Origin of the sequence: Nocardia seriolae NBRC 15557, from assembly GCF_007990715.1 — a bacterium.
GTDB lineage: Bacteria > Actinomycetota > Actinomycetes > Mycobacteriales > Mycobacteriaceae > Nocardia > Nocardia seriolae.
Genome location: NZ_BJWY01000107.1, coordinates 14,653 through 28,305, shown reverse-complemented (window position 1 = coordinate 28,305; position 13,653 = coordinate 14,653). Strand labels below are relative to the sequence as shown.

Annotated in this window: 14 protein-coding genes; 2 read left to right on the top strand and 12 right to left on the bottom strand. The window is 67.3% G+C overall.

Going from position 1 to position 13,653, the window contains the following annotated elements:
• Nucleotides 1-4: 4 nt before the first annotated feature.
• The 11 genes from NS2_RS26865 to NS2_RS26810 all read right to left on the bottom strand — a co-directional run bounded on the left by NS2_RS26865 (nucleotide 5) and on the right by NS2_RS26810 (nucleotide 10,007).
• Complete coding sequence (locus tag NS2_RS26865; protein ID WP_033090105.1) at nucleotides 5-1,012, bottom strand: MlaD family protein; 1,008 nt, start codon at nucleotides 1,010-1,012, stop codon at nucleotides 5-7.
• Nucleotides 1,009-1,938: an MCE family protein gene (locus tag NS2_RS26860; RefSeq protein ID WP_071811940.1), complete on the bottom strand. Its 930-nt coding sequence runs from the start codon at nucleotides 1,936-1,938 to the stop codon at nucleotides 1,009-1,011. Before NS2_RS26860 ends, NS2_RS26865 begins: the two co-directional genes overlap by 4 nt.
• Nucleotides 1,939-2,910 carry an MlaD family protein gene (locus NS2_RS26855; RefSeq protein ID WP_036548262.1) on the bottom strand — a complete coding sequence of 324 codons (972 nt, stop codon included), beginning with the start codon at nucleotides 2,908-2,910 and terminating at the stop codon, nucleotides 1,939-1,941.
• A gap of 41 nt (nucleotides 2,911-2,951) precedes the next feature.
• Nucleotides 2,952-3,959: an MCE family protein gene (locus tag NS2_RS26850; protein WP_033090107.1), complete on the bottom strand. Its 1,008-nt coding sequence runs from the start codon at nucleotides 3,957-3,959 to the stop codon at nucleotides 2,952-2,954.
• A complete protein-coding gene (locus tag NS2_RS26845; RefSeq protein WP_033090108.1) occupies nucleotides 3,956-4,984 on the bottom strand; it encodes an MlaD family protein in 1,029 nt (342 codons plus the stop codon). Before NS2_RS26845 ends, NS2_RS26850 begins: the two co-directional genes overlap by 4 nt.
• 2 nt (nucleotides 4,985-4,986) lie before the next feature.
• On the bottom strand, nucleotides 4,987-5,856 hold the full coding sequence (locus NS2_RS26840) for an MlaE family ABC transporter permease (protein WP_033090109.1): 870 nt from the start codon (nucleotides 5,854-5,856) through the stop codon (nucleotides 4,987-4,989).
• Nucleotides 5,856-6,686, bottom strand: a complete 831-nt coding sequence (locus tag NS2_RS26835) for an MlaE family ABC transporter permease (RefSeq protein WP_081986206.1) — start codon at nucleotides 6,684-6,686, stop codon at nucleotides 5,856-5,858. Before NS2_RS26835 ends, NS2_RS26840 begins: the two co-directional genes overlap by 1 nt.
• Before the next feature lie 300 nt (nucleotides 6,687-6,986).
• Nucleotides 6,987-8,432 (bottom strand): NAD(P)/FAD-dependent oxidoreductase, encoded by a 1,446-nt coding sequence (locus tag NS2_RS26830; protein WP_033090110.1) that lies wholly within the window; start codon nucleotides 8,430-8,432, stop codon nucleotides 6,987-6,989.
• Nucleotides 8,429-8,611 carry a rubredoxin gene (locus NS2_RS26820; RefSeq protein ID WP_033090111.1) on the bottom strand — a complete coding sequence of 61 codons (183 nt, stop codon included), beginning with the start codon at nucleotides 8,609-8,611 and terminating at the stop codon, nucleotides 8,429-8,431. The genes NS2_RS26830 and NS2_RS26820 overlap by 4 nt, the downstream gene beginning before the upstream one ends.
• Before the next feature lie 11 nt (nucleotides 8,612-8,622).
• The gene (locus tag NS2_RS26815) at nucleotides 8,623-8,784 is read right to left on the bottom strand and encodes a rubredoxin (RefSeq protein WP_033090112.1); all 162 of its coding nucleotides are present in this window, start codon (nucleotides 8,782-8,784) and stop codon (nucleotides 8,623-8,625) included.
• A complete protein-coding gene (locus NS2_RS26810; RefSeq protein WP_033090113.1) occupies nucleotides 8,784-10,007 on the bottom strand; it encodes an alkane 1-monooxygenase in 1,224 nt (407 codons plus the stop codon). The genes NS2_RS26815 and NS2_RS26810 overlap by 1 nt, the downstream gene beginning before the upstream one ends.
• 93 nt (nucleotides 10,008-10,100) lie before the next feature.
• On the opposite strand from NS2_RS26810, the gene NS2_RS26805 reads away from it, so the two are divergent.
• Complete coding sequence (locus NS2_RS26805) at nucleotides 10,101-10,745, top strand: TetR/AcrR family transcriptional regulator (RefSeq protein WP_045439021.1); 645 nt, start codon at nucleotides 10,101-10,103, stop codon at nucleotides 10,743-10,745.
• On the opposite strand, the gene NS2_RS26800 is transcribed toward NS2_RS26805, so the two are convergent.
• Complete coding sequence (locus tag NS2_RS26800; RefSeq protein ID WP_081986207.1) at nucleotides 10,681-12,711, bottom strand: GMC family oxidoreductase; 2,031 nt, start codon at nucleotides 12,709-12,711, stop codon at nucleotides 10,681-10,683. The two genes, NS2_RS26805 and NS2_RS26800, sit on opposite strands and share 65 nt — an antisense overlap.
• 274 nt (nucleotides 12,712-12,985) lie before the next feature.
• On the opposite strand from NS2_RS26800, the gene NS2_RS26795 reads away from it, so the two are divergent.
• Complete coding sequence (locus NS2_RS26795) at nucleotides 12,986-13,651, top strand: respiratory nitrate reductase subunit gamma (RefSeq protein WP_081986208.1); 666 nt, start codon at nucleotides 12,986-12,988, stop codon at nucleotides 13,649-13,651.
• The last annotated feature ends 2 nt before the right edge of the window (nucleotides 13,652-13,653 follow it).

The window sequence follows — 13,653 nt, the reverse complement described above, 5'->3', positions numbered from 1 at the left end:
AGTACTAGGGCACCATCCCGATCGAGCGCATTGTGGTGATCAGCTGGTCGGCCTGCGCATCGGCGGAGATCTTGCGCACCTTCACATCCGGGGCCTGCAGGAAGGGGATGATCTTCTCCCGCAACAGGGTGTGGAAGGCGTCGAGATCGGCGGCCAGGGTGAGGTCGGCGTATCCGGCGGTGATGGCGGTCGGCGCGAGGATCGACACGATGGATCGGAAGTCGCCGACGTGCGGCAGCAGCAGCTCCCCCGCGTTCGCGGCCAGCGGGCCGCCGCTGATGATCAGATTCACCACCGCGAGCAGCACATCCGACAGACCGGCGGCGCGGTCCGGGCCGAAGGTGAGGATCTTGTCCACCGCGCCGCGCCCGGATTCCAGCTTGGCCGTGATCTGCTGGGCGGAGAGGAGGATGCGGTTCAGATCGTCGGTGTGCGTGGCCATGTCGTGCAGGGCATCGCGTCCGGCCCTGTTGATCCGGTCCAGTTCGGCCGGATCCGACGGGAAGGCCGCGTTGATGTCGGTGACCATCTTCTGGATGTCGGTCCAGCGGCCGCCGGTCATGATGTTGGACAGCGCCCGCAGAATGTCCTCGACATTCGTGGCGGGAATGGTGTGCGACATCGGAATCACATCGCCATTGGTGAGGAACACCGGCTCCGAGCCCTTCGGGGCCTCCAGCGCGATATGGATGTCGCCGAGGATGGTGTCCTGCCGCAATTCCGCCGTGGTGGCCTTGGGCAGTTTGGCGTCGGTGTGCAGTTTCACCGTCGCCACCGCGGTGGTGCCGATCAGCTCGATACGGTCGAGCATGCCGATCTCGACGCCGTCGGCGATCACCTTGGCGCGGTCGGGCAGGTTCAGCACCGAGCCGAATTCGATTCGCACCGTGTAGGTGTCGCCGCTGGGATAGGTGCCCGGGATCGGGATATCGGTGGCCTTCACACCGCACCCGGTCAGCACCAGCGTCGCGGCGGTGACCAAGGGCAGTAGCCGGATTACCGTGCGCCTCATTTCGCACCCGCCTGCGGTAGCCGTTCGGCCAGCGGTGGCAGCGCCCGCAGCAGCGAATCGATATCGCCCATGTGCTGCTGGGTGAAGGTGTGCACCTGTGGGAGCACCGCATCCAGCAGCGCGTAGACCTGCTGATCGTATTTGCCCGCGTTGCGGGCGATCACCGGCAGGAATTCGACCGCGACATCCACGGCCGTGGAGAATTGCGCCGAGAAATCGCCGATCAATTGCAGCCCGGCGCGCAGATTGTTCAGCACCAGCGCCATATCCGGCCAGTTGGTCACGAACATGGTGGTGAGCTGGTCCAGATTGTCCACCAGCCGCCGGAACACCGCATCCTTCTGCGTGGGGTCGCCGATGGCGGCGGACAGGTGCTGCAGCAATTGATTCCACTGCGGGCCGGTCCCGTCGATGGCGGCATCGGCCGCGGTCAGGGTGTCGTCCAGCAGGGTGTCCGGCTTGCCGCCGGTACTGCCGCCCCCGGTCAGGTCACCGGCCAGCCTGCCCATGGCGTCGAGCGCCTCGCTGATGCCGATGGGCGTCTTGGTGTGGTCGAGCGGAATGCATTTCGACGTGTCGTAGCGCGATCCGCCGGTGTAGGGCTTGGTGAGTTCCACGTGCCGGTCGGTCACGATCGAACTCGACATGGTGACGGCCTGGATATCGGCCGGCAGTTTCACCGAGTCCTTGACGCGCATGGTGACCCGCATGCGGTCGCCCAGCGCCTCGATCTTCGATACGGTGCCGATCTCGACACCGAGCATGGTGACGCTGTTGCCCTCGTACAGGCCGACGGTGTCGGTGAATTCGGCGCACACGCTCTGTTTCGGATCGCGCGCGGCATTCGCCCAGGACACCCCGGCCACCCCGGCGGCCACCACCGCGACGGCGACCCCGGCGGCGAGTACTGTTCTACCCCATCTCATTCAGCACGCCTTGCCCTCGTAGGGAATGCACAGCACGACCCCGGCGGCCGGCTGGTTCACCTTGATCTGATTGCCCAGCAGGCCGTTCAGCTTGTCGATGACATCGCGCATCCCGGTGATGACGGTGTCGATCCGATCCCCGTCGCCGACGATCTTGGAGAACACCTGCTCCATCTGGGTGACCGCGGGCTCGATGCTGTCGCCGTAGGCCATGAGCGGGCGGTGCAGGAAGACCAGCAGCCGCTCGAGCAGGTTGAACATGCCCACGATGTCGTCCTTGCGGTTGCCGAGCTGATCGGCGACCTGGCCCAGCTGCTTCACGAAATCGGCCAGCAGCGCCTTGTCGTCGGCGATGGCGGCGATGTATTCGTCGGACACGTTGAGCGCGGTATTGAGCTGGTCGGTGCGCTCGGCGAGCAGCCCGGTCAGTTCATTGGCATTGCCGATCACCCCGCGCAGCGCGTCGGGTTGCCCGGCCAGGGCCGAATTCAGCTGCCCGATGGTGTCGCGCATGGTGCTCGCGTCCACCTTGCCGAAGATCGGGGTGCCCTTGTCGAGAATGTCGCTCAGCTCGAACGGGGTGGCGGTGCGCTCCGGCGGAATGTGCTTGGAACCCAATTCCTTGTCCCCGGCCGGGGCCAGCGCGAGGTAGTGGCCGCCGATCGGGGTCAGCATCTTGACCTCGATCGCGGACCGATCCGTCACGCGCACATCGTGATTCACCGTGAAGGCGACCTCCACATGATCGCCGACCAGATCCACGCTGCGGATCTTGCCGACATTGATGCCCGCCACCCGCACCTCGTCGCCCGAGCGCGCGCCGCCGGAGATCTTGAAGTCGGCCACGTAGGTGCGTTGGCCGAAGGGAATCACGTAGAGCGCCCCGGCGATGGTCAGCGCGATCACGCAGACCACGACACCGGCTATGCCCCAGCGCAATTGGGTGTTCTGGTCGCCGCGCCCGGCGATCACGTCGCGAATCAGCTAGCCGACATAGTTGATCAGTGCCCGCATCAGTTGCACACCACCAGGTTCTGAGTGGACAGGATGACACCGACCGCCGCGGGCAGCGCGGCCTCACCGTTGGAGCAGGTGATGCGCGGCTTGTAGCCCTGGCCGGGCGTCGACTGGTTCAGACCGGTCACCAATTGCGGTGTGATGGCCAGGATCTGGGTGAGCTGATCCATCTGCGGCACCAGCCGCCGCAGCAGGCCGTCCACCGGGCCGTAGCCCTGGTCGTAGGCGGCTTGACCGTCTTCGAGCAGCGGAATCATCGGCGCGAGAACTTTTTTCGCCGTGTCGACGGCGGTGAGCATGGTCTGGGTCCTGGCGGTGAACTGGTGCAGGATGCCCGCGAGCTGCTGCACCAGATCGCCGACCGCCCCGGACTTGCCGCCGATGGCCTCCGACACCACGCCCAGATTGCGGATCAGCAGCACGATCACGGCCTCGCTGTTGCGGGCGTGCTTGGTGAGGGTGTCCACGTCGGCCAGTACCGGGCCGATGCCGGCCCCGTCGCCCTGGATGACCCGCAGCAGGTTGGTGCCGAACTGGTTGAGCTGCGCGGGATCCAAGGTGTCGAACATCGGCTTGAAGCCGTTGAACAGCTTGGAGACATCGAAGCTGGGGATGGTCCGCTCCACCGGAATCGTGGATCCGGCAGCCAGTTTCGCCCCGCCCTTGCCCTCGGTGAGCAGCTCCACGTACCGCTGGCCGATCAGGTTCTGATAGCGCACCGCGGCCTTGGTGTTGTCGTACAGCGGCCGCGACTTGTCGACGGTGAGGTGCACGCGCGCCTTGGTGCCGTCCAGTGACACGGCCTCGACCTTGCCGACCGCGACACCGGACATGCGCACCGAGTCACCGGCGAAAAGCCCGGAGACATCGGTGAACACGGCATCGTAGGTGACCTTGTCGCCCGGTATCGGGGTGCGCAGCGCCGTCACGATGAAGGTGGTGCAGGCGGCCACGATCACCAGGAACACGGTGAGTTTGACGGCGGACTTGGTGATCTCGCTCATTTGGTCCCTCCCGCCAGCGAATCGGCCAGGTACGGCATGGTTTTGGCGATCAGTTCGAGTTGCAGCTGCACGTGGCCGTCGACATTCGGCAGGGCGCCGTCCATGGCGCGCAGCAGGTTCGGGATCCGGTTGTAGGCCGGGGCCACCGAGCCGATCGAGACGCTGATCGGCACCGCCAGGTCCAGGATGGAATCGAGGATTTTCTCGAGGTCCGGGTTGTTCTGTTCCAGCAGGTTCGACAGGCCGATCAGTACGGCCTGGTTCACGCCACTGGTGGATCTGTTGGTGCGCGCGCGGTTCTCCGGGTCGCCGAAGTAGGCACTCTGCTCGAGGACGGACAGGATCGCGTGACCCGCCGACGGGGTCAGGTCGCGGAACGCCCCGGTCATGTCCCCGCCGATGCGCAGGTAGTGCGCGAGGGTGTTCTGCTGCCCGTCCGCGAGGGTCTGCGCGGTCTCGAAGAACGACTTCAGCACCGGGCCCAGGGTCGCGGCATTGTCGAGCAGCAGATCGAACAGCCGATGCACCGACGCCGAATCCAGCACCTGGGTCAGCCGCGCCGCGCGCCGGAACACGCCCGAGACGGTCGCATTGGTGGCGTTCTCGCCGATCTGCAGCACGGTGTGCTCGCGCAGTTTCCGGCCGTCGGTGCCGGGTACTAATTCGATTGCGCTGGACCCGAATACGTTCGACGAGGTGAATCGCGCGGTGACGTCGTCGGTGAGCGCGTCGGCCTGGCGGCGCTCGATCTCCAGATCGATGCGCTGATGCCCGTAGCCGACGGTCTGCACGTGTTTCACGGTGCCGATGGCGAAGCCGCGGAACTTCACCTCCGAACCCGGCGCCAGGCCCTCGCCCAGGGTCGCCGCGTCCACGGTGACTTCGAACTTGTCCGCGAAACTGCCTCGCGCGTAGGAACGCACGACCACCGTCACAGTGACGAGCACGACGGCGATCACCACCCCCCGCAGCCGCAGCATCCACGGTCCGGCGCTGCGGCCGGAATGATCCTTGAAAACCGCCATGACTACCCCGAGATCCGGATGCCGACATCCAGGCCCCAGATCACGATCGTCAGGATCATGTCCAGGATGACCACCAGCACCAGGCTGGCGCGGATGGCGCGGCCGGAGGCCCGGCCCACACCCTCCGGGCCGCCCGAGGCGTAGAAGCCCTGGTAGCCGTGGATGAGAATGATTGCGACCACGCAGATCGTCGCCTTGACCAGCGAGGCGAGCACGTCGCCGGGTTGCAGGAAGGCGTCGAAATAGTGGTAGTAGGTGCCCGAGGACTGCCCGTGCAGCACGTTCACCACGGTCGCGCACGACAGGTACGACAGGATGAGGGTGAGCAGGTGCAGCGGCACGATGGTGATCACGCCCGCGATCACGCGGGTGGTCACCACGAAGGGCATGGGCCGGATGCCGATGGCCTCCAAGGCGTCGATCTCCTCGGCGATGCGCATGGCCCCGATCTCGGCGGTCATGCGGCAACCCGCCTGGGCCGCAAAGCCGATGGCCGCCACCATGGGCGCCATCTCGCGGGTATTGGCATAGGCGGAGACGAACCCGGTGAGCGGGCCCATGCCGACCATGTTCAGCGCGGTGAAACCCTCCACGCCGATGGAGCCGCCGACCGCGATGCCGAGGAAGGCCAGCACCGCCACGGTGCCGCCGCCCACGATGATCGCGCCCGAACCCCAGGTGATGTCGGACAGGATGAGCATGGTCTGGCGCCGGTAGTACCGCAGCGTGTGCGGGATGGCGGAGAGCACCTCGACCACGAAAGTGGCCTGGTGGCCCAGAGATTCGAAGACGGTCAGCGGCGCTTGCGCGCTCTTGCCGATCACCCGGCCCGCGTGGCCGAGCGGTGTGTATCTGGCCGGTACCTGTGTCATCAGCCCACCTGCGTCGGGATGAACATCGAAACCAGCTGCGTGATCACGAGATTCACGCCGAAGGCCGCGATCACGCCGATCACCACGGCCGCGTTCACGGCATTGGCGACCCCGCGCGGACCGGCGGTGGCCTCGAGCCCGCGCTGGCAGGACACGATGAGCACGATCACGCCGAAGACCATCGACTTCACGATGGCCACCCACAGATCGCTCATCTTGGCGAAGGCCGCGAACGCCGACAGGTAGGAGCCGGGTGTCACGCCCTGGAAGCCGACGGCGATCACGTAGCCGGTGAACACGCCCATGAAGATGATCAGCATGCACAGCAGCGGGGTGAGCGCGATCATGGCCGCCAGCCGGGGCGCGACCAGGCGGCGCACCGGGTCGATTCCCATGACGCGCAAGGCATCCACCTCGTCGCGCATGGTGCGCGCGCCCAGGTCCGAGGCGATGGCCGAACCGGCCGCACCGCCCAGCAGCAGCGCGGTCACCATGGGCGCGCCCTGCCGGATCACGCCCAGACCGCCGGCCGCGCCGGAGACCGAACTCGCGCCGACCTGCTGGGTCAGGCTCCCCACCTGGACCGCCACGATGACGCCGAACGGAACCGACACCAGCACAGCGGGAATCGCCGTCACGCTGACGATGAACCAGCCCTGCTGTAGCGTGTCACGCCACGGATGGCGCAGCTTGACGATGTCGACGACCAGGAAGCGGAACGCCGCGATCGCCAGTTGAATGGTGCGTCCGAATGTCCGCAGACCCGAGAGAACGAATTCGATGGCCTGCCGTAGCAACGGCTCCGGCCCCCGAACAGCCTTGTCGACCAATGTTCACCACCCCACAGTCCCCACTGTTGGTCGATGCCGGCCGGTCCCTCTGCTGACCGGCTCTGACTGACCGAGACAGTAATACACATTTCGGACTGACGTGTCAGTCTTCACGGAAATATCTACGGGGTTGACACGGGGGCGAAAGCTGGTGAAAGATTCGCGCGCCGCGCAGATAGCATATTCTACCAGCACATTTCAGCAATGTATCGGCAAATGCGAAATGCCGCCGGACCATTCGGATGGTCCGGCGGCATTTCAGATATAGCGGGCGGTTAACTCAATTGCGGGCGTGTGCCCTCACGACTGTCCGGACAGTTCGGCCGCCGCGGCCAGCGGCACGGATTCGTCCGCGCAGGCACCCGGATCCAGCTCCGCGCCCCGCCCGATCAGGTCCCGCGCGGCCCGGAACTCCGCCGGGCGGGCAATGGCGACCGCGCCGGTCACCCGGCCTTGCCGCAGCCCGAGCACGGTCGCGTCCCCCGACTCGAGCCGACCCCGGACCGCCAGCTCGTCGCCCGCGCCAATCATGCCCGCGAACTGCATATTTCGGCCGTACTGCACGGTCCAGCCCCACGGCACTTCGGCGGCGACGGGAGGCAATCCGAGCATAGATCGCGCCGCGGCCGCACCCTGCGCCTGAGCGCTGTTCCAATGCTCGGCCCGGCGATACTCCCCCGTTTCCGGATCGAATCGGCTCGCCACGTCCCCGGCCGCGTAAATCCCCGCGGACGAGGTCCGATACCCCTCGTCCACCCGAATCCCGTCCGCCACAGCCAGCCCTGCGGCCTGAGCGAGCCAAGTGTCCGGGACAGATCCGATCGCAACCAGCACCGCACCCGCATTCCAGGTGTTGTCATCCTCAGCCACGGCCACGATGTCGTTCCCCTCGGCAGCCAGATGCGTCAGCCGGACCTCGGTATCGATCGCGACCCCGTGCTCGGCGTGCAACTTCCGCACGTAATCGCCGACCACGCCCGGCACCACCCGCTCCATCGGCGCGGCCCCGGCATCGAGGACGGTCACCTGCGCCCCGAGCCCGCGCGCGGTTGCCGCGACTTCGCACCCGATCAATCCGGCCCCGATGATCAATAGCGATCCACTGCGCGCGATCGCCTCGCGCAGGATCTCGGCATCCTCCCGGCCACGCAGTGTCAGTACCCGCCCACCGCCACCTACGCCGCCGTAAGTGCCACGGCTGGTGTCACTTTCGCCCACCCCGAGCGAGTCCCCAGCCAGTCCCCGTGACACCGCGGCATCGGTCCGCCCCGTCATCCCGGCGTGGTTTCGGCCGGGCTCCCCCGTCCGGTTCCGGATTCCGGCCGCGGACACGCCGGAATCACGGGGAGCGCTCACGTCGACCGCGCCGGACCGTAGAGCGGTGGATTCCGCTGTGACAGCGAGTGACCGGGGCCGGGCGCCGGTGGCCAGCAGCAGGCTGTCGTAGCCGATGGCGGTGCCGTCGGCCAGCCACACCAGCGCCGGGCCGGGGTCGATGGATTCGACGGTGGTGCCGAGGCGCAGGTCGATGTCGTGGGTGCGCCAGAAGTCGGGGGGCTGCAACAGGGTTCGGCGTTCCTCCACCGTCGCGGCGAGGATTTCCTTGGAGACCATCGGACGCCGGTAGGGGTGGACGGGTTCGGTGCCGAGCACGACGATGTCGCCGGTGTAGCCCTCGGTGCGCAGGGTGCGGGCGGCCGTCGCGCCCGCGACGCCCGCGCCGACGATGACGATGCGGCCGGTCACGCGCGGCTGACCTCGACCATCTCGAAGTCGGATTTGGCCGCGCCGCAGTCGGGGCAGGACCAGTCGTCGGGGATGTCGGCCCAGCGGGTGCCGGGGGCGAGGCCGTCCTCGGGCCAGCCCAGCGCCTCGTCGTATTCGAAGCCGCACTGCTGGCAGCGGAAGAGTTTGTAGTCGCTCACGGGAAGTCCTGTCAGGTGGGTTCGAAGTCGAGCTTTTCGCGGACGCCGCAGTCGGGGCAGCACCAGTCGTCGGGGATGGCGGACCAGGCGGTGCCGGCCGGGAAGCCCTCGCGCGGTGCGCCTTTCGACTCGTCGTAGACGTAGTCGCAGACCGGGCAGCGGTAGGCGGTCATTACGCGACCCCGTACTTCGCCAGGACCCGCCCGCGCTTGCGCGGCTGGATGTTCACGCGGGTGATGTCACCCGAATAGTGCTCGAGCACGCGGTGATCCATCACCCTGCGCCAGACGGGCGGGAAGTAGGCCAGCGAGATCATGCTGGCGTACCCGCTGGGCAGGTTCGGCGCGCCGTCCATGCTGCGCAGGATCTGGTAGCGGCGGGTGGGGTTCGCGTGGTGATCGCTGTGCCGCTGCAGGTGGTACAGGAAGATATTGGTGACGATGTGGTCGGAGTTCCAGCTGTGCTCGGGGGTGCAGCGCTCGTAACGTCCGGTGGCCGTCTTCTGCCGCAGCAGCCCGTAGTGCTCGAGGTAGTTGACCGTCTCCAGCAGGGTGAAGCCGTACACCGCCTGGATCACCAGCCACGGCAGGATCGACGGGCCGAACACCGCGACCAGCACGCCCCACAGCGCGATCGACATCAGCCAGGCATTGAGCACATCATTGCGAATCGTCCACGGCCGCTTGCCGAGTCGCTCCAGACGCTTGGCCTCGAGCTCCCACGACGAGCGCAGGCTTCCCCACACGCTGCGCGGCAGGAACGCCCAGAAGGTCTCGGCGAAGCGGGCGCTGGCCGGGTCCTCGGGGGTGGCGACCCGCACGTGGTGGCCGCGATTGTGCTCCATGTAGAAGTGCCCGTAAAAGGTCTGCGCGAGGGTGATTTTCGACAGCCACCGCTCCAATTCGTCCTTCTTGTGGCCGAGTTCGTGCGCGGTATTGATGCCGACGCCGCCCATCACACCCATGCTCAGCGCCAGGCCGAGCTTGGAGACCAGGCCCAGGCCGCCGTCGATGCCGAGCCAGGACAGATCGGCCGCGGTCCACAGGTAGCAGGCGAAGGCCAGGCTGGCCAGCTGGAACGGGATGTAGGCGTAGGTGCAGTAGCGGTAGTACTTGTCGTTCTCGAGGTACTCCATCACCTCGTCGGGCGGGTTCTGGCCGTCGGGGCCGAAGAAGCGGTCCAGCACCGGCAGCAGGCCGTAGACCAGGATCGGGCCGATCCACCACCACACCGGGGACACGGCCGACCAGCCGAATTCATTGAAGGCCCAGATCAGAGCGGTGGCGAGGAACAGCGCGGTGGGCGGTACCAGGCCGAACAACCAGAGGTAGCGCTTGCGATCACGCCACTGCGGGCGGGCGGAAGCCTGCGACTCTCGGCGGTGAGAGGTCGTCATTGCCGAACTCCTAGCGTTTACACTTTCCAACGAACTGTATTCATTAGATACAGAGCGATTGAATCTGTCAATGACGGGACGAAAGGCGAGCTCATGTACGATCGGGACGTGGTCGAAGCGCCGAACTTCCAGAGCGAGATGCGGCAACTGCTGCGCGACCGGATCATCGACGCGGGGCGTCGAATCCTGGTGACCGAGGGCTGGGGCGCGGTGAACATGTCGCGGCTGGCCAAAGAGGTGGGCGTGAGCCGGCCCGTGCTCTACAAGGAATTCGCCAACAAGCACGACCTGGCCGAGGTGGTGATCCGCCAGGAGGTGGACACCTTCCTGGTCGGCATCGCGGCGAGCCTGGCCGCACATCCGGCGGATATGGCGGCGGGCATGACGCGGGCGGTCGACTTCACGCTGCGGACGGCCGCGGACAATGTGCTGCTCAAGGCGGCGCTGGCCGGACGGTCGGCGACCGATGCCACGCTGCTGCCGGTGCTGATGACCGAGACCGAGCCGGTGTTGGGGCGCGCGATCACGGCGGTGGCCGCCGCATTGCGCGCGCAGTACGGGCTCGCGGGCGTGGACGACGCGGAACTGGGGTCGATGACCGAGATCCTGGTCCGGCTGGCCCTGAGCCATTTGTTCCAGCCGACCGCCCCCGTCGAGCGGGCGGTCGGCCAGATCACGCGGGTGATCGTGAGCACCTTCGGAGAGATATTGAAAGCCGCTGCGGCACAGTCCGATTAGTGCTCACGCCGGGCTCTTTCAGCCGGGCGGCCAGGCGGGTGGCGTTCATGTGGGCGATGGCCTCGATACTGACCATCGGGTTGACGCCCGAGGCGGTCGGGAAGCAGGAGCCGTCGGCCACCACGATATTCGGGACGTCCCAGGTCACGCCGTCGGGGTTGGTCGCGGAATCGGCGGGTGAGCCGCCCATTCGGGCCGAGCCCATGATGTGCAGCGCGCCCATCGAGCATTGCCCCGGCGCATATCCGGCCGCGGCGGCCCGCCGGGCGAACTGTTCGTGAGAGCCGCTCACGCCCGGCTCGTAGCCGACCCCGGCCTGGTGCCCGGAGAAGATTCGTTCGGCTCCGGCCGCCTCCAGAATGCTTGCGGCATTGACGATTCCGGTGTGCATGTGGGCCGCGTCGCGCGCGGAGAGGCGGTAGCGCACCACCGCTTCGCCCTTGCGGTCGGTCTCGACCCTGCCGTGATCGCGGTCGCGGGTGATGATGCCGACGGCGACGGTGTCGGCCAGCTTCAGCATGCGATCGCGATGCGCGGCGCCTCCCGTCCACCCCTGGAATCCGACCGACATGCCCGGCGTCAGGGGCCCGGTCTCGTAGATGACGCCGTAGCCGTTGCCGTCGAGATCGCGGTCCTGCTTGGAGTAGCGGGTCTGCATGCCGCCCTCCCAAGGGCGGATCTCCTCGTCGAAGACGCCGAAAACCGCTGTGGCCGGATGCAATCGGAGGAAGGCGCCGATATTGCGGCTGCCCAGCCCGGAGCGGCGCAGCAGCGCGGGGGTCTGGACGGCCCCGGCCGCGACCACCACCGCGCGCGCCCGCACCCACACCGAACCACCGTCGGCCGTCACCGCCTCCACGCCGGTGGCGCTGCCATTGCTGACGACGATGCGCCGCACATCGGTGCCGACGTAGAGCCGTGCGCCCGCCTCGGCGGCGTCGGCCAGCCAGGTCTTGACCACCGACCGCTTGGCCCCGACCCGGCAACCGAAACCGCAACGCCCGCATTCGATTCCGGCATCGCAGGCGTCCCCGACGTTGCGGGGCAGCGGCTCGACATGCCAATCCAGTTTCCGCAGACCACGCTCGAGGATCTCGTCCCGGCGCGAGGCCGGAGAGTGATCGAGGTTCACCCCGAGTCGTGCCACCACCGCGTCGAGCGCATCGGTGTACTCCTGCTCGGCGAACTGCCGCGCCCCCACCCCCGCCCACTCCTCGCGGACGTCCTCGGGCGTGCGGAAGGAGGTCGTCCAGTTGACCACCGTGCCACCGCCGAGCGCGGTACCCGCCACCAGTCCGAGCTGTCCCTCGGCGGTGGCGGCGGGCCCGGGCGCGTACAGCTTCAGGAACCCCTCCTTCTCACCGATCCCGAAATCCGGATCGTCGAGGTATTCCCCGCGTTCCAGCACAACGACATCCAGCCCCGCCCGGGCCAAGACCGCCGCGGCGGTTCCCCCGCCCGCCCCCGACCCGATCACGACCACATCGCACACCACGGTGCTGTCCCTCTCGGGCCGTTCGGGACTCAGCCCGCGCTCGGCGCCCGCGAGCGGCCCGAACGCAGCCGGAAACCCGATCCGATCCCACACGGGATTGGTTCCGGTCGGCCCCGGAGTCAGGTAGTACGACGTAACCGCCGCCCCCTTGAGCGCCTGAAACAGCGCCCGCTTCTTCTCGATCCGCGAACCGGCCATCCCCAGCAGCCACCGCTCCCGCTCCGCGCCACTCAACCGCGATAACTTCTTCCACCCCGCACCATTGATCAACCCGAACAGCCGCGAATCCCACACCTGCATAAGCATTTCGAACTGCTTCCGCTCCGCCTCCCGCGGATTCCGCCCCAACAGCTCCATCACCGTATCGACCACCCCCAACTCCGAAGCCGCCAGCAACTCACCCCCATCCCCCGGCGCAAACGCATCACAAATCATCCCGAGCACGTCCCGCCGCACCACATCCGAAGCCATCCCGCCATCATGCGCCACCCCCACCCCCCTGCCCCCCCAATTGCAGCACCCCGCCCTCACATGCGGTCCCGAGTTGCTGCGAGCGAGGTTCGACCAGGTTCGGGAATCGCGTTCACGGACTGTCGACCGGTTCGGTATCCGCAGATGATGGCGGATCTCCGATAGCCGAGAGGGCGCGGGCGGACTCGCGGGGTTGGCACGATCCGTCACTTCTGTGCACTGCGTGGCCGTGCGACAGTGATGCGGCTGGAACTGCGGAGGGCAGGTGCGGGGCATGGCTGTCGTGTGGTGGGTGGTGTTGCCCTATGCCGCTGCCGTGTCGTGCGTGTTCGGTCATGTATGGCGGTATCGGCGGGACGGGTTTCTCGGGTTTCTGTACGGGCCGCATCTCGACGGTGCGCAGCGATTCGGGATTCGCGCCTTCCGGTGTGGCCTGCCGGTGGTGTTCGTGGGGCGGGTTGCCGAGGCGCTGGCTTCCGGGCCGCATTCCCGGCCCGAGGGGGTGATTCGGGTGATCCTCGTTGCGGCGGAGGCGGTGTCCGTGCCGCTCACCATGGCGGGTGCGGCGCTCATTCTGGTGCCGGCGCTGATCGCTCCCGATGCCCATGCGCGGGTCACGCTGGTGGACCGGCTCACCCTGCCCGCCCTGATCGCCGCACTGGTGTCGGCCGTGCTGGTGGCCTTCGACGCCAATTCCACCGACAACGGGTATCGCACGGCCGAAACGCTTTTCACCTGGGCACGTTCGCTGGTCATGCTGCGGCCGGACATCCACGCCATGCAGCACGCCCCGGCGCTCTATCAGGGCCGCGCCCTGATCGTCATGCTGATCGTCGCCATCTGGCCCTTCACCCGGCTGGCGGGCATCCTCACCGTCCCGGCCGTGCGGCTGGCGCGGCAGGTGGCCCAGGCTCCCTATCGGTCCGCGTCGACGGTTTAGGA

Excerpts from the sequence above, each read along its gene's own strand:
- NS2_RS26865 (WP_033090105.1), bottom strand. The coding sequence starts at position 1,012 with ATGAGGCGCACGGTAATCCGGCTACTGCCCTTGGTCACCGCCGCGACG.
- NS2_RS26860 (WP_071811940.1), bottom strand. The coding sequence starts at position 1,938 with ATGAGATGGGGTAGAACAGTACTCGCCGCCGGGGTCGCCGTCGCGGTG.
- NS2_RS26850 (WP_033090107.1), bottom strand. The coding sequence starts at position 3,959 with ATGAGCGAGATCACCAAGTCCGCCGTCAAACTCACCGTGTTCCTGGTG.
- NS2_RS26845 (WP_033090108.1), bottom strand. The coding sequence starts at position 4,984 with ATGGCGGTTTTCAAGGATCATTCCGGCCGCAGCGCCGGACCGTGGATG.
- NS2_RS26840 (WP_033090109.1), bottom strand. The coding sequence starts at position 5,856 with ATGACACAGGTACCGGCCAGATACACACCGCTCGGCCACGCGGGCCGG.
- NS2_RS26815 (WP_033090112.1), bottom strand. The coding sequence starts at position 8,784 with ATGACCGCCTACCGCTGCCCGGTCTGCGACTACGTCTACGACGAGTCG.
- NS2_RS26810 (WP_033090113.1), bottom strand. The coding sequence starts at position 10,007 with ATGACGACCTCTCACCGCCGAGAGTCGCAGGCTTCCGCCCGCCCGCAG.
- NS2_RS26805 (WP_045439021.1), top strand. The coding sequence starts at position 10,101 with ATGTACGATCGGGACGTGGTCGAAGCGCCGAACTTCCAGAGCGAGATG.
- NS2_RS26800 (WP_081986207.1), bottom strand. The coding sequence starts at position 12,711 with ATGGCTTCGGATGTGGTGCGGCGGGACGTGCTCGGGATGATTTGTGAT.
- NS2_RS26795 (WP_081986208.1), top strand. The coding sequence starts at position 12,986 with ATGGCTGTCGTGTGGTGGGTGGTGTTGCCCTATGCCGCTGCCGTGTCG.